General features: G+C 35.9%; 18 protein-coding genes. 9 read left to right on the top strand and 9 right to left on the bottom strand.

What is annotated here, in order from left to right:
* The first annotated feature begins 151 nt into the window (after positions 1–151).
* Positions 152–1,303 carry a site-specific integrase gene (locus tag AABJ51_RS10010; RefSeq protein ID WP_338372401.1) on the top strand — a complete coding sequence of 384 codons (1,152 nt, stop codon included), beginning with the start codon at positions 152–154 and terminating at the stop codon, positions 1,301–1,303.
* Between the two features lie 89 nt (positions 1,304–1,392).
* Here the strand turns inward: AABJ51_RS10010 and AABJ51_RS10005 are convergent, their stop codons facing one another.
* A complete protein-coding gene (locus AABJ51_RS10005; protein WP_338372400.1) occupies positions 1,393–2,379 on the bottom strand; it encodes a helix-turn-helix transcriptional regulator in 987 nt (328 codons plus the stop codon).
* Positions 2,380–2,564: 185 nt separating this feature from the next.
* Here AABJ51_RS10005 and AABJ51_RS10000 point away from each other — a divergent pair, with 185 nt between their 5' ends.
* The 3 genes from AABJ51_RS10000 to AABJ51_RS09990 all read left to right on the top strand — a co-directional run bounded on the left by AABJ51_RS10000 (position 2,565) and on the right by AABJ51_RS09990 (position 6,936).
* Positions 2,565–4,913: a TonB-dependent receptor gene (locus AABJ51_RS10000; RefSeq protein ID WP_338372399.1), complete on the top strand. Its 2,349-nt coding sequence runs from the start codon at positions 2,565–2,567 to the stop codon at positions 4,911–4,913.
* Between the two features lie 19 nt (positions 4,914–4,932).
* Positions 4,933–6,141 (top strand): DUF4374 domain-containing protein, encoded by a 1,209-nt coding sequence (locus AABJ51_RS09995; RefSeq protein WP_321577275.1) that lies wholly within the window; start codon positions 4,933–4,935, stop codon positions 6,139–6,141.
* A 384-nt stretch (positions 6,142–6,525) separates the two neighbouring features.
* The gene (locus AABJ51_RS09990; protein ID WP_134436223.1) at positions 6,526–6,936 is read left to right on the top strand and encodes a Fur family transcriptional regulator; all 411 of its coding nucleotides are present in this window, start codon (positions 6,526–6,528) and stop codon (positions 6,934–6,936) included.
* Positions 6,937–6,980: 44 nt separating this feature from the next.
* Here AABJ51_RS09990 and AABJ51_RS09985 read toward each other — a convergent pair whose 3' ends face one another.
* The 8 genes from AABJ51_RS09985 to AABJ51_RS09950 all read right to left on the bottom strand — a co-directional run bounded on the left by AABJ51_RS09985 (position 6,981) and on the right by AABJ51_RS09950 (position 14,457).
* Entirely contained in the window at positions 6,981–7,463 is a 483-nt protein-coding gene (locus AABJ51_RS09985; RefSeq protein WP_338372398.1) for a DUF4625 domain-containing protein, read from the bottom strand.
* 64 nt (positions 7,464–7,527) lie between these two features.
* On the bottom strand, positions 7,528–8,619 hold the full coding sequence (locus AABJ51_RS09980) for a DUF4625 domain-containing protein (RefSeq protein ID WP_338372397.1): 1,092 nt from the start codon (positions 8,617–8,619) through the stop codon (positions 7,528–7,530).
* Positions 8,620–8,686: 67 nt separating this feature from the next.
* On the bottom strand, positions 8,687–10,870 hold the full coding sequence (locus tag AABJ51_RS09975; protein ID WP_338372396.1) for a TonB-dependent receptor: 2,184 nt from the start codon (positions 10,868–10,870) through the stop codon (positions 8,687–8,689).
* Between the two features lie 7 nt (positions 10,871–10,877).
* Positions 10,878–12,068: a GTP-binding protein gene (locus AABJ51_RS09970; RefSeq protein ID WP_338372395.1), complete on the bottom strand. Its 1,191-nt coding sequence runs from the start codon at positions 12,066–12,068 to the stop codon at positions 10,878–10,880.
* 15 nt (positions 12,069–12,083) lie between these two features.
* On the bottom strand, positions 12,084–13,055 hold the full coding sequence (locus tag AABJ51_RS09965) for a CobW family GTP-binding protein (RefSeq protein ID WP_338372394.1): 972 nt from the start codon (positions 13,053–13,055) through the stop codon (positions 12,084–12,086).
* A gap of 21 nt (positions 13,056–13,076) precedes the next feature.
* Positions 13,077–13,712, bottom strand: a complete 636-nt coding sequence (locus AABJ51_RS09960) for a hypothetical protein (RefSeq protein ID WP_338372393.1) — start codon at positions 13,710–13,712, stop codon at positions 13,077–13,079.
* Positions 13,713–13,718: 6 nt separating this feature from the next.
* A complete protein-coding gene (locus AABJ51_RS09955) occupies positions 13,719–14,003 on the bottom strand; it encodes a thioredoxin family protein (RefSeq protein ID WP_338372392.1) in 285 nt (94 codons plus the stop codon).
* Positions 14,004–14,013: 10 nt separating this feature from the next.
* On the bottom strand, positions 14,014–14,457 hold the full coding sequence (locus tag AABJ51_RS09950; protein WP_338372391.1) for a Fur family transcriptional regulator: 444 nt from the start codon (positions 14,455–14,457) through the stop codon (positions 14,014–14,016).
* Positions 14,458–14,571: 114 nt separating this feature from the next.
* Between AABJ51_RS09950 and AABJ51_RS09945 the strand changes: the two genes are divergently transcribed.
* From AABJ51_RS09945 to AABJ51_RS09925, 5 genes are all read left to right on the top strand, one after another.
* A complete protein-coding gene (locus AABJ51_RS09945; protein WP_338372390.1) occupies positions 14,572–15,213 on the top strand; it encodes an ABC transporter ATP-binding protein in 642 nt (213 codons plus the stop codon).
* Between the two features lie 10 nt (positions 15,214–15,223).
* A complete protein-coding gene (locus AABJ51_RS09940; protein ID WP_338372389.1) occupies positions 15,224–16,513 on the top strand; it encodes an ABC transporter permease in 1,290 nt (429 codons plus the stop codon).
* Positions 16,510–16,962, top strand: a complete 453-nt coding sequence (locus AABJ51_RS09935) for a hypothetical protein (RefSeq protein WP_050699821.1) — start codon at positions 16,510–16,512, stop codon at positions 16,960–16,962. Before AABJ51_RS09940 ends, AABJ51_RS09935 begins: the two co-directional genes overlap by 4 nt.
* A gap of 21 nt (positions 16,963–16,983) precedes the next feature.
* Positions 16,984–17,736, top strand: coding sequence for a ZIP family metal transporter (locus AABJ51_RS09930; RefSeq protein ID WP_338372388.1), 753 nt, complete (start codon positions 16,984–16,986; stop codon positions 17,734–17,736).
* Between the two features lie 188 nt (positions 17,737–17,924).
* Positions 17,925–18,887 carry a DUF4625 domain-containing protein gene (locus AABJ51_RS09925; RefSeq protein WP_338372387.1) on the top strand — a complete coding sequence of 321 codons (963 nt, stop codon included), beginning with the start codon at positions 17,925–17,927 and terminating at the stop codon, positions 18,885–18,887.
* The last annotated feature ends 15 nt before the right edge of the window (positions 18,888–18,902 follow it).

Below are 18,902 nucleotides of genomic sequence, written 5' to 3'. Positions count from 1 at the left end.
GGACTTATTCCTAAAGTGTTCACCCCTAAATTTAAATTCGTTCACCCTATATTTTGTCCAGTATTGGCACTGTTTTGGACGAACATAGAAGTGTGTAAATTACTAATTATTAATAGTGTAAATTAATTTTGACGATTAAAAATGAGGAGTTATGAAAGCTGCGAAAAGTACTTTTAAAATCATCTTTTATCTGAGAAAGGATAAAATGAAGAAAAATTCGTTCACCCCTATTTTCTGTAGGGTAACGATCTCTGGAGAATCTGTAAGTTTTAATATTCATACCGATATTCATGTCGATATGTGGGATGCTAATGCTAGCCAAGCCAGTGGTAAAACAAGGGAAGCCATGAATATTAACCGTATTCTGGATTCTTGTAAGACAAGCCTTCACAATATGTACAGGGATATTTTTGAAAGAGATAATTTCGTATCTGCGGAAAAACTGAAGAATGCTTACTTGGGAATATCTACAGATAATACAATGTTGTTGGAGTTGTTCAATCAGCATAATAAAGATGTAGAATCCTTACTTGGAATTAATAAAACCAAGGCGACCTTACAAAAGTATAAAGTCACTTATACTAGACTTTCTGATTTTATGAGGCATAAATACAGTATTTCGGATGTTAATGTGAAAGAGATTAAATATCAGTTCATCGTAGATTTTGAAAACTATTTAAGAACTGAATGTAACTGTAACGCAAATACTACAGCGAAATTTATTCAATTTTTCAAGCGAATAATAATTATTGCCCGAAATAATGGTTGGATGCAACATGATCCATTTGCGAATTACAAAATTCGTATAAAGAAAGTAGACAGAGGGTATTTAACAGAAGAAGAATTACAGAAAATAAAACAGAAAGAATTAGCAATCGATCGGTTAATCAAAGTACGCGATATTTTCATTTTTTCTTGCTATACGGGACTTGCTTATATTGATGCCAGGAATCTGACCTATGATAATATAAAGAAAGGAGTTGACGGTAATCTTTGGATTATAACAAAAAGAAAAAAAACAGATACACCTGTAACAGTTCCTTTGATGAGTATTCCTTTGGAGATAATTGAGAAATATCGTAATCAGCAGCCTGACTGTAAGGTTTTACCTCTTCTCACGAATCAAAAAATGAATAGTTACTTGAAGGAGATAGGTGATTTATGTGAAATAGAGAAGAATTTAACATTCCACGTAGCAAGACATAGAGAAAACTTTTATCAGCTATTAATCAATAGATTACGCACTATTAGTTTCTCGATAGGTAACGATTTAGAAACCAACTTGGTTCTTAGATCCGCTTAATTTCCTCACGATTTTAAAGAGCAACTTATCTTTTGTAAAGATAAAAAATAAACCTTGTCTTACTCCAATTTCTATTAATTTCTTCTCTTTTATCTGCTGTTCCTATATTCAACGGGTGTCATTAAAAACTGACGTTTAAAAGCTTTGCAAAAGCTGCTTTGGTGTTCAAATCCAATTTGCAAAGCAATCTCCGAAACAGGCATTTGTGTATCCAATAAATATTGCTTTGCTTTTTGCATCCGGTATTCTGATAATACACCATAGACAGTATTATTGTATAATAATCTGAATCCTTGTTTAAGCTTAAATTCATTCGAGCCAATCATTGACGCCAAACGACAAATACTAGGTGGATTCTGATAGAGATTGTAAAGAATATTACGAGCTTCTATAATTTTCTCTTTTTCATGAAAATACAGTTTGTTAATCTCTCCGAGATCTTTACTTAAAGAAAGGTATAATATTTCGAGGATTTTAGATTCTAATAAAATTGAGAATAAAGGATCTTTAGAATCAGTATTAATAATCTCCTGAGTAAGCATTATTATACGAGGGCTGCATGACAAGTTGTTATCAAACATTTTATCAGTCTTCTTATTTTCGTAATCATTCAAAACAGAGTAAAACAACTGTGGAGTCTGATTAGATAATTTCGTTAAGTAATCATACGAAAATACAATCGCAAACTGTCTTGTCTTCTCATTTCGATGAAAAAAAGATTGACTTACCATTTCACGCGATGAATATAAATTCAAGGTGTTCCCTTTCCAAGGTTCTTTTCTATTATTAATTTGTGGGTAACAGTAATCAAAATCTCCTCCCAGATTAATATTTAAACTTAGAGGAATATTTTGTGGACCGGATGAGATTAGAGTTATATCTCTCTTGCTATTTGTTTCCGTATTAAATAACTGATATTGAGGTGTGGTAATACACTGATAATAAGACTTGAAAAGTTCACTTTCCAAAGAGTATCTTTCCGATACTAATTCTCCGGCACCTGATAATTCTTCTTTGTTATATAAATCAGTGCCAATAAATTGCACGCTTGAACTTGCAGAAAAAAGATCAGGCATAATAATCCGAATTGACTAAATTATAATCCGTTTAAGCTAAACTCCTTTTTGTGCACCGAAGTAGCTTTGCGGTTGTTTTATATCATACAAAAGTATAAAAGACCTAAATGTGCTAAAATCGCATCATATAATGATTTTAATTATTTTTTGTACCGATAAGTAGGTATGAAGATGACAGATATATTATGAAGTATAAAATATTCTTATTATTTGCTTTTTTTATAAAGATAACTATAATACAGGCCCAATCGGTTATTGGAGTGGTATATGATAAACAGAGTAAAGAACCTTTAGCGGGAGTCAATGTTACTATTAGCGCTTTAAATAAAACAACTCTCTCTGACTCTCAAGGACGCTTTGTTTTTTCAAATTTACAAGATGGAGAATATGAGATACTGGTGTCTTATATTGGCATGCTTCAGGAAAACAGGGTTTTTAGTATAGAGAATCAGAAAACGACGAAACTGTCGATTTATTTGAGAAACGATCCTAAATTGTTAGATGAAGTAACTGTAACGGCCAAAGGGGACCGCAGAGAAGTCCGAGAAGTGAAACGATCGGGAGTCCCCGTTACGGTAATTGATGGATCTTCTTTTGCCGGAAGGGGTACTTCTATTTCCGATGTGTTGAATCATCAGATTGGTGTTAAACTAAGAAGTACCGGAGGCGTCGGTGATCAGGCAAAAATAAATGTAAGAGGTCTAGAAGGCAATCGGGTTCAAATATACATCAATGGAATGCCATTAAATACACCCGATGGAAGTTTCTCTATTAATGATATCCCGCTCCAATTTATAGACAGAGTGGAAATTTATAAAGGAATTGTTCCTCCTGAATTTGGTGGAGACGGATTAGGTGGTGCAGTAAATATTGTGACTATTGATCCGGAAGGAGGATATCTGGACGCCGCTTATTCTTTTAAATCCTATGGCATACATGATGCCAGCATAACACTAAAACAATATCTGGCTAAACCTCAATTGTATTTAACGCTATATGGTGCTGGGTTGAGTGCAAAAAACAATTACACTATGCTATCCCCATATGTCGATGGATTGAAAATAAAAAGAGACCATAATAAATACCATAACTTTGCTTTAGCTTCGACTGTAAGTTTCGAAAACAGATATTTCGATGAGGTGGAAATAGAAGCATCAGTATATAAAACAAAAAAACAAATACAGGGCGTTGCTAATAATATACGATATGCAGAAACCGAAGTCACAACATTTGGAATTGCCCCTAAATTAGAAAAGAAAAAATTCCTGACTGAAAAATTAGACTTTAAATTTTCGGGAATGGCTGCCTATTATATCTCTTGCCTGAATGACACATCGACTTATTTATATGATTTTACTGGAAATAAGCTAGCAAATAGTGGACGTGGTGAAATAGGTACAGTTCCTAACCTTTCGGATGACAGAATTCAGGATTATCGCTACAATCTGAATTTCAAATATCATTTGTCTTCCCATATGTTTGTGAATTTGAATAATAATTTCAATTTGGTTCATACTCAATTCAGAGATACAATTGCAGACAGGTATATGAAAACAAACTTCACCAATGAAGCATCTACTCTAACCGGAATAATTACATCATTATCAGTTGAGAATAGATGGTTTACTGATAAGTTAACAACCGTTTTGACAGGGCGTAATTACAATTATCATTTATCCGGAAAAATGGTAAACACATTCTATGGAACAACAACAGAACCAGAAGAATTAAGTCGTAATGATATGTACTGGGGATACAGCCTTGCTCTCAAATATGATTTTGCGCGAAACTGGCTTGTTAAAGCAGCATATGAACATAATTACAGACTCCCGAAGAAGGATGAAGTGTTAGGAGACAGAGCATCTGTTATATCAAATGCAAAGATAGAACCGGAACAAGCTGACAACTATAATATCGGAATAATGTTTGATCGTTATTATTCAAGTAATAGCCGTTTACAGGTGGAAGCTAACTCTTTTTTGATAGATGTACAAAATATGATCCAATTGCGTACTAACGCGGGTTATTACGGACATTATAATGTTGGGAAAGCACAACTCTATGGTTTGGAGGCTGAAGTAAAATGGGATATAAACGCAAATTGGTATATTTCGTCCAATATTACCTGGCAAAAATCAATCAATAAGACAAAATATATTGGAGGCACCAATAGTCCTGATGCCAGCTATAATTTACAGATGCCGCATATCCCTATTCTATATGCTAACTGGATGTTCGATTATCGAAAAAACAATATGTTCGGCGGTAAGGCTCAATATTCAAGATTCTACTATGAAGGATCATTTACCGATAAGTATTACTATGGTTACAAACTGAGTTCGAACCAAAATTATAATATTCCGACAACATTAATACATACTCTTGGGATGGAATATGCTGTTATGAACAGACGTTTGTCTTTTGCCCTAGAATGTGATAATATATTAGATAATGAGCGCCAGACGAATTTTAATTATCCACTTCCCGGGCGTACATTCCAGATTAAAATAAGATGGACTAGTTTAAAACTTTAATTGTAAATATATTAATAATATGATGAACAAATTTAATTTATTCGTGCTATCATTGACATGCATTGCTTTTTTTTCGTGCTCTAATGATGACGATACCTCAGGAGAAGAATCAGGAGGTAAAGCAAAAATAGTAATCTCGACTAAAGTAGATGGTGGCAGCACTGCTTTTATTGTTCCGGTAAAAGACCTGAACGTTGGAACTGTCGGATTTAATAATGGACATGAAGTGTATGACGGAGCATATATCGAATCTTTTGGAGATTGGGTCTTTTACAATCCGACACACTACAATACTACTATAAAAAAATACATTCGTTTAGAAAACGGCCTGCTATCTGAGAATGGTAGTCTTACACTATCCAGTAATGCAAAAGCAAATATTGGGCATATATTAGTTGTGAGTGAGACTAAAGCTTATGCTTCGGTTGTGATGGATAACAAAATCGTTGTTTTTAATCCCTCTACAATGGCTAAAACCGGAGAAATAAACTTACAGGATGAAAGATGGGGTGTAAATGGTAGTTCTACACCTAATCCACTAGGAATGATCCTAAGAGATGATATATTATTTGTCGGATGTATGGAACTGACATCAATGCCTATAACAAAAGATGGAGCTTATGTGTTGGCAATAGATGCAAAGACAGATACTCCCATCAAGCTTTTGTCTGACCAGCGGGGATCATCAACCAGTTATTTCGGAGGGGGCATGTTTACTGATGAAAAAGGAGATATCTATGTTACTTGTTGGGCTTCTATGGGGTATGGAGGTGAAAAGCAAAAGTCTGGTTTTCTGAGAATAAAGAAAGGAGAAACTGAATTTGACAAAGATTATTTCTTCAATATAACAGATAAAACGGTTACCGGTGTCGAAGGAGGAAAATTCAGCCACTCCTCATTTAATCATTACTATAAGAACGGAGAAGTATATTTATTCGGAACTTGTCCAGCATTGGTTAGTAATCCGCCAGATTATTTAAATGATAAAAATATCTATGCTGTAAAAGCAAATCTTTATGATCAAACAATGGAAATTCTAGATCTCCCTCTGACAAATAACTATTCAGGAGTAATTACAGAGATTGATAACAAGATATTGTTTGGATTAACCACCAAGTCAAATGGCGTCGGATTGTTCTCGTACGATCCTGTAGCTAAGGAATCCAGTAAATCACCAGTCTTAAGTACAGGTGGGACTGTCTTAGATATTTGTGTGTTTGAGAAATAATAAACGCTAAAATAGAACCTGATATGCTTGATGGATAAGAATCATCCATGAAGGTTTTATACAATGCTTTGTAAAAGCAAAACTATAGGATTCAGGTTTTATACTTGAATCCTGTTTTCTAATTTATTAAAAAATTGATTTAATATTAGGCTCTACTTCTTCTCTATCTCGGTAATAGCCAGATTTTCTAGTAAAAAAAGAAATCGTCATTAATTAAGATCGAACAAATAAAGAGTTCTGAAATTACGAAAGCTCTAGAGGCTACCCGTATACTAGTTAAAGCATTCAATTAATTAAAAGCGGTTATCTTATCATATTATCAAAAACAATATTTGCCAATAGACTTATGTTAAGGTTTTTATTATTTTTGTAAAAAGAATAATTATGAATGCAGAACAAATATTAAAAGAGCATGGTGTCAAGAAAACAGTTTGTCGTAAATGTATTATCGATAAACTGATCGAAAGCGATGACACTGCCTTAACTGAAAATGAAATCAAAGATGCATTTTTAGACTTATTCGATCGTGTCACTTTCTACCGCTCTCTGAAAACTCTGGAAGAAGCAAAGGTTATACATCGCATTGTCCTGAATAATAATACGGTCAAATATGCACTAAGCAGTCTTTTAGTTCTGTCAAAAATACATCCCCATTTTCATTGTACTAGCTGTGATAAAGTGACATGTCTAGACTCGTCTTTATTGGATAAAAACCTTCACCTGCCATCTGGTTATAAAGTTGAATCTGCTCAAGTGTTACTTGAAGGAATCTGCCCCGATTGTCTAAAAAAATAAAACCGAATACAATTTAATATATTCGGTTTTAAATACAAAGAATTTCAATTCCTGTCTTTTATCTTTAAACTTATTGCTTTTAATTGTTGCCACCCGGTCTTATCTGTCAATCTAACCATAAAATGATAGTCTCCGGTATCAATATCTGTCGGTATTGAAATCTCGTTATTTGCTTCGAACACATTCTTCCCGGAAGGAATCGTAAAATCCTGATTATATACAAATGCTTTTACAGGAGTTTTCTTGGGTTCTAAATCACACTCTACGTCATCTGTACTATGCGAATGATGATCGAAATTATTATGAATCTCAATATTGTAGCTTCCCAATTCCTGATTATCAGTAAATACCGCTCTAAAAGGAAAGTTCTCTCCCCGATATAAAACAATACAATTCTGGGGAAAAGCATTGCTACCACTCATATCGATGGAAGGCTTTTCCATATCTTGATTATCATCATCGTCATTGCTACAACCCATAACAAAAAGGCAAGCAAGACAATATAAAATGATTTTTCTATTTATCATATTTTTTATTTTTAGCGAATAATCTTTATTCAAAAACTATTCGCTATTGATATTTAATAATTTATTATGCTCCTGTAATAGTCAATTTTTCCTTTATGGTTTTATTGGCTCCTTTTGCATCATTTGTTCTTATTTCAATTACATATTCTCCTGTTGCGGCACCTGTTGCGTTTAAATGCTTATGGAAAGTGTACTCTTTTACGTTACCAGCTGAAAATTCATCAGAATATGTCTCATTGAATACATAAGTTGTCGGAGTTGCAGCTTTATATATACGGACACGAATAGAGGTCAAAGGATCTGAAGCATTCACCTTAAATTCGGTATGAATGTTAGATGCTACTGCCGAATTATTACTTCCTATTTCTAAACCGGATATAGCAATTCCTGTTTCTTTAATTTCTATATCCATTGATTTTTCGAGAGATTTACCGTTTTTATCATATACTTTGAAGTGTAGATGGTAGTCTCCTGCAGGAGCGTTTTCTGGAATAGAGAGATGTTTATGGAAATCTTTCAATTCGGTTTCACCTGCATAAGTATAAGTAGTATCGAGTTCAAAAGCAGCGGTTTCGCCTTCGCTGTGAATTTCTACAAATATCTTGTCAATTCCATTTTCGGCTTTAATAGATGTCGCCTCTACAACAGGGGCAGTACCGATATATCCGATTTTATTATCAGCAAAATCATGCCCTGCGCCAAAAGTTAAACCTTCAATCGTAATATTTACAGGTTCAGCTTCGATAGTTAGCTCCGACTCTACTGTAGTAGTTTGTCCGAATTGATCTGTAACTGTAAAATGTAGATGATAATCGCCCGCAGGAGCATCAGCCGGAATATCAATATGTTCATGGAAATCTGCATTTTTTACTCCGATATATTTCCCGTCTTTGTATGATTCTTCAATTTTAAAACTACCTCCACTTTCCTGATGAATTTCAACATCAATTTGCTTTATCATCCCATCAGCAACAATGCTGCCTTCCAGATGCAGATCACTTCCGGCAACTCCAATCTTGCTATTTTCACTACCGACTTCAGTCAGGTTTATAACCGGTTTTGCAGGATTATCATCGTCATCACTACTACATGACGAAAAAATGAATAATGACATACTTAAAAGAAGGATTGTTCCCCATAGAAATTTTTGTTTCATAACATTTAATTAATTAAGTGGGCTATATATGCCCGGTTAGAGAATAAATAATATTTAGTGTATTGCGTTAAAAATTATATCCGATCATAACTGATATATTCCGTCCCGGTTCGGGAACATCTATCAGCCGGTAATAACTTGTATGATCGTAATACCGCTTATTCAATAGATTTTGTCCTTGTATGCGTATTTTTATTTGTTTCTGGTTTATTTGCCAACTACGCCCTATCGACATATTTATCGTCTGATATCCTTTTGTTTTGTTTTCGGGAGGTACAATTCTATTCTGCGCTCCTGTTATTTTATACTCTAGCTGTATATCACCATCTGTCCCCAATATTTTATTTTTTGGATGATAAGTAATGTTAAAGTTGCAAGACCAAGGCGGTGAAAACGGAAGGGTATAACCTTTCTTATCTCCGGAGAGCTGCTCTGCATACAAATATTCTCCTTGCGCTCCCAATGTGATCTGATGATTTAATTTGTATTCCAGACTGGCTTCAAATCCGTATCTTATTACTTTTGCCTGTGTATAATAATACATCTGTAAACCTTCGTAATAACCCGATGTCGGGTTCAGATAGATATAGTTTGGAAAGTAATTCAGATAAGGTTCCACCTGTATGTCTAAAACATCATTCTTCCAGTTGATACCTAGATCGATCTGATAAGACTCTTCTGCATTCAGATTTCTGTCACCTTTTTCGTAGCGGAATATGTGATAGTTTACGCCATCAGACCCCAGCTCTTTGGGCGCGGGAGCGCGGAAACTCTTCCCTACATTCGCTTTAAGCATCCAATTGTCTTTGTTATAATTAATGCCAGCTGACCAAGTGAAGCTATTGAAACTTCTTTTCAAGTTGGCAGCCCGTTCTTTATATACCCAATCTCCATTTTCCACAGGTGTCTGATACCAATCGTGATAACTATCGATATGAATATCTGTTTGGTCAGCACGTATACCTGCACTTACAATTAAATCTTCGGAAATAAAGTAACGGTCATAAAGAAAAGTTCCGATGCTGGTCGTCTGAAAGTCAGGTATAATAAACCCCCATCCGCCTCTCGAGTTGTGCTGGTGTTCAATATTAATTCCTCCTTGCAAAGAGTGCCTATCCTTTAATGGCAGTTTGAAAGAGATATTGGATGTATATGTATTCTTATTAAACTTACGCTCTAAGGCGTCGGGCGGGATAGGCATATATCCATGCGAAACAGGTTCAGATAGTTCTTTTCTCAAATTGTTTTGGTAAGCGAAATTTCCTTCAAGATGCAATGTTCCGAGTTGTAAATTGGAGTTATTGATTACCTTGAAATGATTCACCGAATGATAGGGCAGATCGATATCCCTGGAGGATTTGTCATAATCTATATCGGACATACGCACTTCAAGTCCATGCGCATCCGCAAAGAAGCCACTCTTTGAATATACATCTGATATCAGAAAGTTGCTTCGGAATTTTTCATCGATATATCCCAGTGTAATTCCGGCATTTCGATCCTTTCCGGCAGTATTTCGAAGTCGCCTGTCCTTTAGTTTTATATAATAAGAATAATACTGTATGCTATCAGTGGGAACTTTGTAATCTCCATAATCCACATACGTGGTATTTACTTTATAATAAAATCGATTCTTTCGTCCGGCTATCTGACCGGAAAAACCAAGTGATTCATTATTGCTTCTTCCGTAGAGATTTATATTTCCTTCGGTTTTAGCTGAAGGGACATAATTATTGCGTAAACTGATTACTCCACCTATGGCATCGCCTCCGTATAATAAAGAACCCGGACCTTTCAATATTTCAATATTATCTACCGAAAACTGATCTATTTCCAATCCGTGATCTTCACCCCATTGCTGTCCTTCGTGCTTGATTCCATTCTCGGTAACCATCATTCTGTTAAAGCCGAGTCCCCTGATAGCAGGCTTGGACTGTCCCGAGCCGATAGTCATCGCTCTTACTCCCGGTATTTTCTCGAGACTTTGCATCAGGCTACCGGAGAAATTATCTTCGATATATGATTTATCAACCTGAACGAGATTCTGAGCTGATTTCATTTGAAGACTTCTCTTATTGTTTCCGCTGACGATGACTTCTTCCAACTCAATACCTTTTTTTTTAATGATAGAATCTTTCCGCAGAGTTATTTGTCGTTCATCTATTATATCTCCACTACCTTCAGGTGAAGCTTGGGCTGATATATTAAAGGAAAATAAAATGACTATTAACAGTATATAAATATGTTTCATTCGTTCTTTATAAAAAATCCCAGTTATTGTCTGTCAGCAGTTGATTCTGATAAGTATTGTATTCAATGTCTGTACAGAGGCAGTCTTCCATTTCTCTCCTGATTTTCTTTTCATCCATATCCTGTCCGATAAATACAATTTCATTCATACGGTCTCCCCATGTCTTATCCCAACGACTCAGAATATATTCTTCATTCACCTGAAACGAAGGATGTTGATTTCTTTCTTTTATTGGAAAAGAAGCCCACCAAGAACCAATCCGTTCTACCACGATAGAACCTCCTGCCTGACTCAGTAATAATGCCTCATTCTTTCGGCTTGCCAGCCAGAAGAATCCTTTGCTGCGGACAATGCCTGCATCCCAGTTTTTACTTAAATATTCCTTAAATCTTTTAGGATGTAGGGGGCGATGCTCACGAAATACAAATGAACCGATACCGTATTCATCTGTTTCGGGAGTATGTTTATTCTGTAGTTCTTTCTGCCAACCCGAACTTTGTGCAGCTTCTGCAAAATCAAATAAATGGGTGTTAAGTATTTCTTTCGGATCAATCTTTCCATGATTAGCTTGAATAATCTTTGCATCCGGATTTAGTTTTCGGATAATACGTTTCATCTCTTCCTGTTGATGAGAGGATATCAGGTCTACTTTATTGAGTACGATGACATTCGCAAATTCAATCTGTTCCACGAGGAGGTCTACAATGGAACGTTCACTGATTGTATTATCAGGATCCCTGTCTGTTAATGTTTCAGATGATCCGAAATCGTTATAAAAATTAAAGCCATCAACAACGGTTACCATTGTGTCCAGACGTGATATCTTCGTTAGATCCACACCTAAATCCTCAAAAGCATAGCTGAATGACTGAGCTATCGGCATAGGTTCTGCGATACCCGTTCCTTCTATCAGCAGATAATCGAACTTGCCGTTTTCAACTAAGCGGGTTACTTCCTTTACCAGGTCATCACGAAGAGTACAGCATATACAGCCGTTGCTGAGTTGTACCAACTTTTCTTCTGTCCGGGAAAGAGTAGAACCTTTTTCCACCAACTGCGCATCGATATTGACTTCACTCATATCGTTGACTATGACAGCGACTTTCATATTCTCACGGTTATTGAGAATATGATTTAATATGGTTGTCTTTCCGGCTCCTAAAAAGCCACTTAAGACTGTTACAGGTATCTTATTCATTGTTTTTTTAGTTTATTATTCTGCTCTTAATTTGTATATATTTTCTTCTATTTCCAGATTATCCAGATTACGACCGATAAATACGAGCTTGCAATAACGATCTTCATCCTGCTGCCACAAATCGCCCCTGTCAAAGACATAATTATCTTTTATCGCATGCAGGATACATTTTTCGGGTACATCTTTAAAACTGAGAATCCCTTTTACCCGATACGGTCTGTATTTAGCAAAGAACAGGATCGTTTCGAACCAAAAGCGAAAACGTTCAAAGTCCAGATCTCCGGGAATGGATATTCCGATTGATTTGATATCATGCTTTAGATTATTACTTCCCAGAAAGGCAAGATTTTTAAAAGAGGATACAGATTGTTCTATTTTCCTGCCCGAATACTGATGGGTATCTAGGATTTCCAACTGTGAAATATCTGCCTGTGAAGTCGAGTATATCGTTGCCAGTTGGTTAAACCCCTGTATCTTACTGATTAGCTCATCGCAGTAACCTTGCCTTACCAAATCTATTTTGTTCAGCAGGATAATATCAGCAATAGTAAGTTGTTTACGTGCTTCGGGTTCTGAATCTATCAGATCTTCAATATTGACGGCATCCGCCAGACAGATAACTGAATCAATGGTAAATCGTTCTATAATCTCATAATCCGAAAGGAAAGCATTCATAATGGATGTAGGATCGGCTATACCCGTTGTTTCAATCAATAAATGGTTGAAATCATAGCCTCCTGTTTGTAACTTATTGATCAGATCATAAAAATCGGTGTTCAACGAACAACAGATGCATCCGTTGGAGAGTTCGAATATGTTTTCATCAGCTCCGATAATAAAGCTTCCGTCCAAGCCAATTTCTCCAAACTCATTTTCGATAATAGCGAACTTTTTCTCAGGGTGCTTCTTTATCAGGTTATTGATAAGAGTAGTCTTTCCGGCTCCGAGGAAACCGGTTATTATTGTCACGGGTATCTTGCCCTTCATTGTTTAATTAGATAATTCGTTTTATAATAATGATTTCTGCATGGATTTGAATTTCACCCAGATCAGGGCATTGACACAAGCTACGATGCAAATATTAACCGCTCCCAGATATAGTACTTCCATATTAAAGCCGAACTTATATATAATGGGTATCCAATAACTGGGTATACTCCAGACTGAGGCCATGCAGATAGGGCATTGAAGAATCGGTTTGCGCAGATATTTATTGAGTCGGTATTGCTCGTCCATTCTGTAAAACCGAAGTAGTCCCTCTTCCATCTCTATCTTTACCCTGTTGTCAATGTGATAGAGTGTATCTTCTATCTTATTAGAATATATCCCTAAAGACCGCCCTCTGCTTATAATTTTCAATCGGCCATCTCCTTCAATCATATCCAAATCAGGTATCGCCATCCGAATCTTACCGACTAGACTCGTAAACTGAGAACCCTCATAGTATATTTTTTCCTGTTTTGTTCGGCTCAGGTATTTTAAAACCGGATATAATATCATCCCCATACGATCTCTTTGTTTTCCGTTGGGTAGAATTTCAGTGCTGTCATCGGCAGCTATTCGCACACCAACAATAAACAGCGATTGTAGTAATACATAGCCTAATGCAGCTAGTATCCCATAAAATAGATTGCTTGCTTCCATCTTGTTTTATTTATTATCTAAATGCCTTGCTAATACAGAGACCAGTTCAGGTTCGGATATCAGACCTGAATGTCTCCAAATTTCAGTTTCTCCTCTAAGAAGTGTCAATGCAGGTATAGAGCGAACTCCAAACTGTAGGGCTAGATCCGGATTGGAATCTATATCTATTCTTTGAATATTCAAGTTCTCATTTTTCTTCTCTATTGAGGTTATAGTGGTCTCTGTGCGACACGGAGCACACCAAGTTGCATAGAATTCAATTAATTTATATTCTCCTTTTATCTCTTTCATTATTGACTTTTTATATTTGAAAGTTAAACGACAATTCTCGCGAGTCTTCTTCACCTGAATTATTACATGCTTTACAAATTCCGGTTATAGTTATGCTACATGTCTTTTCCGTATATCCCTGCGGAACAACTGGGAGCTGGGCTTCTATCTCCACATCTGTTAATTTTTTACATTCGGTACAATAAAACCGGACTGCTGTTTCACTACTATGATTCTCTTGACAGAAAGTGTATTTGATTATTTTACCTTGAGTGATCATACCCTGAATAATATTTGTTTCCAGCAGACTTTTAATCGAACGGTAGAATGTTACCCTGTCAACTTCAGGTATTCTTTTTTTTATATCGGATTCACTTAAAGGAGCCTCACTATCTATAATCGTATTCAAGATGGCGACACGCGCTGCTGTTCCTTTTAAATTATTCCTGTGTAATATTTCTTTAACAGATTCCATAATGATGTATTTTAAATCTGAGATGAATCTATAATGCAAATGTAATATAAATTCATTTGCAACAAGGTTGCAAATGTGAAAAAATAATTACATTTGTTGAAAATTTTATTAGTTATGGAAAAAAACTTAATAACAGATAGTGTTCAATATTCTTATAATAAGAACTATACGTTCATATTTCCGGATATTGTATGTGAAAAAGGAGAACATTTACTTATTACCGGAGCTTCGGGTTGTGGGAAAACAACATTGCTTCACCTGATTGCAGGTTTGGTTACACCCAAAAGGGGGAGTATTTTGATAAAAGGAAATGACATTGCTCAATTAAGAGGTACCAAGTTGGATAAATACAGAGGACGGGAAATCGGAATTGTTTTTCAAACGCCTCAATTTATAAAATCGTTAACAGCAGAGGAAAATCTAAAGATGGCAGGATCCCTTAATAACTTGTCAGTAGATAATATATATCTGGATAGTCTTTTTGAGACTTTAAATATAGTGCATTGTCGGAATCGTAAAACAAATGAGATGAGTCAGGGAGAATTACAACGCCTGTCTATAGCACGGGCTGTTATAAATAAACCCTCGCTAATCCTCGCAGATGAACCGACATCCAGCCTTGATGATAAAAATTGTAGAGAAGCTATAAAGCTGCTTCGCTACCAGGCTGAAAAACTTCAGGCGGGGTTGGTAATCGTTACACATGACAACAGGCTTATTCAGGATTTCTTTAAAATTGTTCATTTAGAATCTTAAAAAAACAGACATGAATATTATACAATTCAACTTCAAACAAATAAAGAGCCGTCCGTTATCCTCCGTTTTGAATATAATCCTTTTTGCAACAGGAGTTACTATTATCTCTTTGGTTTTCCTCCTTAAAGACTCTTTTGAAAACCAGATGGATAAAAATGCCGGAGGAATAGATCTGGTTGTAGGAGCTAAAGGCAGCCCTTTACAACTTATATTATCAGGAATTTACCATGTTGACTATCCAACCGGAAATATAGATTATAATGAGGCAATAGAACTGAGTAAGAACCCTTTGATTAAACAAGCTATTCCTCTTGCTCTTGGAGATAACTTTAACGGATTCCGCATAGTTGGAACCAATAAGGCATACCCCACTATTTATAATGGACAAATACAAGCGGGAAGCTTGTGGCAAAAAGACTTTGAGGTAACGATAGGTTCGAAAGTCGCTTCAAAAACAGGCTTAGCAATAGGCCGGCAATTTGCAGGGGTACATGGGCTATCGGCAGAGTCGGATGATGTACATAAGAGTACTCCTTATACGGTAACAGGTATCTTCAAAGAAACAGGAACGGTACTCGACCAATTGATCTTAACCAATATTGAGAGTGTCTGGAAAATACATGATAGCCATGAGCATCATCACGAGCATAGCGAGGCAGAACAGGATCATGAGCATAATACAGATGGAGGACATGATCATGAGCACGATGCAGATTGTGATCACAGCCATGAGGAGCATGAACACGAAGATGGGGAGCATCCTAAAGAAATAACAACGTTGTTAATCCAGTATCAAAGTCCTATGGGTGCTATCACCTTGCTACGGCTGATCAATAAATCGACAAATATGCAGGCGGCATCCCCGGTGCAGGAAATAAATCGCCTGTACTCCTTGTTGGGCCTTGGAATAGAAGCCTTGACCTACATAAGCGGATTTATAATCCTAATCTCAGCCTTGAGTATATTTATCTCTCTCTTAAACTCCTTAAAAGAAAGAAAATATGAGCTGGCTTTAATACGCGTTATGGGAGGAAGTCGATTCCGATTGTTTGCTATCGTTATTCTGGAAGGGATAAGTTTTGCGATTATCGGATATATAGTCGGATTTGTGACCAGCCGTTTGGCAATGTTCTTCCTATCTTCTTATACTGATAATAACTTTAATTACACATTGCAAAAATGGGCAACATTAACGGATCTTTCGCTATTGATTGCTTCTATAATTATTGGTGCGGCAGCCGCAGTTATTCCTGCTGTTAAAGCAATGAAAACAAATATATCAAAAACACTTAGTCAATGAAAAAAGTATTTCTTTCTATAATCTTCATTTGTTGTCTTTGTTCGCTAAAAGCACAAAAACCGATTGCCTGGCAGGCATTAAATGACATATATTGGAAACGTGAGTATGTAAAAGCATTAAAGCAATATTACGATGTAGCTCACTTTGGTACCAGTATTGAAGCTCTAAATAATAAGCCGATATCAATCAAAGGCTTTTATGTACCTATTGATATGGAAGGTAAAATATTTGCCCTTTCTAAATCTCCGTCAACGATGTGCTTTTTCTGTGGCACAGGAGGTATTGAGACGGTTATGGAAATTTTTGTAAAAAAAGGACATAAAGAGCTCAAACGAGTTAAGACAGATAAATTTATCGAAATAAAAGGCATTTTACGACTAAACAGAAATGATCCTTACCATTTGATGTATATGCTATATGATGCAGAACTGGTACGGGTTATCAAATAAATTAAAATTACAACTACAGATATGGAAATTAATAATGCTTTATATGCGATATTAAGCGCATGTTTTGTCAGTACCCTGTCATTTGTCGGGGTATTTCTTTTATATTTTAAATCGAACAAATTAAGCGGAATATTAAATCTGCTGATTTGTTTCGCCATAGGGACATTACTAGGGAATGCTTTTTTCCAGCTTGTGCCGGAATCTTATTTTCACATGGAATCAGCCAGATTAACTTCATGGCTCATACTCGGAGGTTTCTTTGTGTTTTTTATACTGGAACAATTATTACATATCAGCCATGGAAACAAAAGAACTATTAAACCATATGGATATTTGAGCCTCTATGCCGATGGAATACACAATTTTGTAGACGGTATACTCATCGGTGCGACATGGATGTTTAGTCCAGAACTTGGAGTAGCTACAACACTAGGTATAATCTTGCATGAAATACCTCAGGAAATCAGCGATTTTGGCATATTGCTCCGTGCCGGATTTAATAAACGTAAGGCTTTGCTATTTAATTTTATTTCAGCCTGTACCGCGATATTAGGAACGATAATAGCCCTCTGGATCGGAGCTCAGGTAGGCCATTTTTCTATATACATGCTGCCTGTAGCCGCAGGAGGTTTTATTTATCTTGCTACAGGTTGTTTAATTCCGGAAATATTACGAGATACTACCAAGAAAAACTTAGTGATAAATATTGTCTTTATCCTATTAGGACTAGGTTTTATATACTGCATAGGACTACAGAATGGGCATAGTCACTGAACTCAATTCTAGTTATTACCTATAAAACAGGCGGTAAAATATTTCTTGGATATCGAAAATTCAATATTCCAAGAGGGACTGAATACGAAATCAACGTTACGAGCACTATACCTGTCTGTATAGATATAGAAGATTTAAATAATACGATAGCCAAATAAAATTTTTAATAATCAAATAAATTATTTTATATGAAAACGATGTTAAGCAAATTTAAATTCATTTTTTTACCACTATTTATCCTAAGTGCATTTTTTACTTCGTGTGACAAGGATGATCCTGAAAATGAAGAACCAAAGGAAACCGCAAAAATCACTAACATTGAAATTGGATTGAATAATAACGAAATAGGAACTATAGGAAAGGATTTTCATTTCAATGCTGAGGTACTAGCAGCAACTAAAATTGATAGTGTTGGGATAAAAATTGTGCCTAGACCGGATGAAACTTATGAGAAGGCTTGGAGTTTCGAGAAAACCTGGCCACAATATCAAAATGTCAAAAATGCACTTATACATGAGCATTTTAGCATCCCGGCAGACGCAGTTGAGGGAAAGTACGATTTTATAATCATCGTTAAAGATCAAAAAGGAACAACCCTTGAAGAAAAAAGGGCTATAACCTTATACTTGGCTGCCAACCTTCCTGTTGATCCTCAACTTTTCTCATTCTACGCAGGTACAGTAGACAATAATTACAAAATTCTTAGAGAAATATACAATACAGCCAATCCTGATAAAACCGATTTACGCATAAGCAAGGATGAACTATTGAACGCTAGGGCTGCGGTTTCAGGACTCAAAGGAGATGGTAAAGCTGTAATCGTACTCATCAATAAAAAACACAACCATAGACCGGAAACACTTGAGGCAATAGATTATTCCAAAGTGATCGTTGTTGACGTTGCGCAACATGTAGGAGTTCCCGCCTCGGGATCATTCTCAACAACGACTGATAGATCAACCACCCCTATCACTCTTCGTAAGCCAAAGCTAAAAATTGGAGCCGATATAGATAATAATACTCCAGCCGGGAATCCGATTGATGGTCTGAAAGCTTGGGAGTCGGGACAATATTATTTGGGGATAATTTATAAGAATACGACCTATAATATGGGATTATTCGAATATATTAATCTTCAGATTGAGTATTAATTTTCGTTTTTGATG

It is taken from the genome of Indolivaga capnocytophagoides (assembly GCF_036511535.1).
GTDB lineage: Bacteria > Bacteroidota > Bacteroidia > Bacteroidales > Dysgonomonadaceae > Dysgonomonas_A > Dysgonomonas_A capnocytophagoides.
This window is presented reverse-complemented; position numbering and strand designations above follow the sequence as displayed.

Bases quoted from the DNA above. Each gene is read 5' to 3' on its own strand.
- AABJ51_RS09950 (WP_338372391.1), bottom strand. From the start codon at position 14,457: ATGGAATCTGTTAAAGAAATATTACACAGGAATAATTTAAAAGGAACA.
- AABJ51_RS09985 (WP_338372398.1), bottom strand. From the start codon at position 7,463: ATGATAAATAGAAAAATCATTTTATATTGTCTTGCTTGCCTTTTTGTT.
- AABJ51_RS09995 (WP_321577275.1), top strand. From the start codon at position 4,933: ATGATGAACAAATTTAATTTATTCGTGCTATCATTGACATGCATTGCT.
- AABJ51_RS09980 (WP_338372397.1), bottom strand. From the start codon at position 8,619: ATGAAACAAAAATTTCTATGGGGAACAATCCTTCTTTTAAGTATGTCA.
- AABJ51_RS09960 (WP_338372393.1), bottom strand. From the start codon at position 13,712: ATGGAAGCAAGCAATCTATTTTATGGGATACTAGCTGCATTAGGCTAT.
- AABJ51_RS09940 (WP_338372389.1), top strand. From the start codon at position 15,224: ATGAATATTATACAATTCAACTTCAAACAAATAAAGAGCCGTCCGTTA.
- AABJ51_RS09930 (WP_338372388.1), top strand. From the start codon at position 16,984: ATGGAAATTAATAATGCTTTATATGCGATATTAAGCGCATGTTTTGTC.
- AABJ51_RS10005 (WP_338372400.1), bottom strand. From the start codon at position 2,379: ATGCCTGATCTTTTTTCTGCAAGTTCAAGCGTGCAATTTATTGGCACT.
- AABJ51_RS09965 (WP_338372394.1), bottom strand. From the start codon at position 13,055: ATGAAGGGCAAGATACCCGTGACAATAATAACCGGTTTCCTCGGAGCC.
- AABJ51_RS10010 (WP_338372401.1), top strand. From the start codon at position 152: ATGAAAGCTGCGAAAAGTACTTTTAAAATCATCTTTTATCTGAGAAAG.
- AABJ51_RS10000 (WP_338372399.1), top strand. From the start codon at position 2,565: ATGAAGTATAAAATATTCTTATTATTTGCTTTTTTTATAAAGATAACT.
- AABJ51_RS09990 (WP_134436223.1), top strand. From the start codon at position 6,526: ATGAATGCAGAACAAATATTAAAAGAGCATGGTGTCAAGAAAACAGTT.
- AABJ51_RS09955 (WP_338372392.1), bottom strand. From the start codon at position 14,003: ATGAAAGAGATAAAAGGAGAATATAAATTAATTGAATTCTATGCAACT.
- AABJ51_RS09970 (WP_338372395.1), bottom strand. From the start codon at position 12,068: ATGAATAAGATACCTGTAACAGTCTTAAGTGGCTTTTTAGGAGCCGGA.
- AABJ51_RS09935 (WP_050699821.1), top strand. From the start codon at position 16,510: ATGAAAAAAGTATTTCTTTCTATAATCTTCATTTGTTGTCTTTGTTCG.
- AABJ51_RS09925 (WP_338372387.1), top strand. From the start codon at position 17,925: ATGAAAACGATGTTAAGCAAATTTAAATTCATTTTTTTACCACTATTT.
- AABJ51_RS09945 (WP_338372390.1), top strand. From the start codon at position 14,572: ATGGAAAAAAACTTAATAACAGATAGTGTTCAATATTCTTATAATAAG.
- AABJ51_RS09975 (WP_338372396.1), bottom strand. From the start codon at position 10,870: ATGAAACATATTTATATACTGTTAATAGTCATTTTATTTTCCTTTAAT.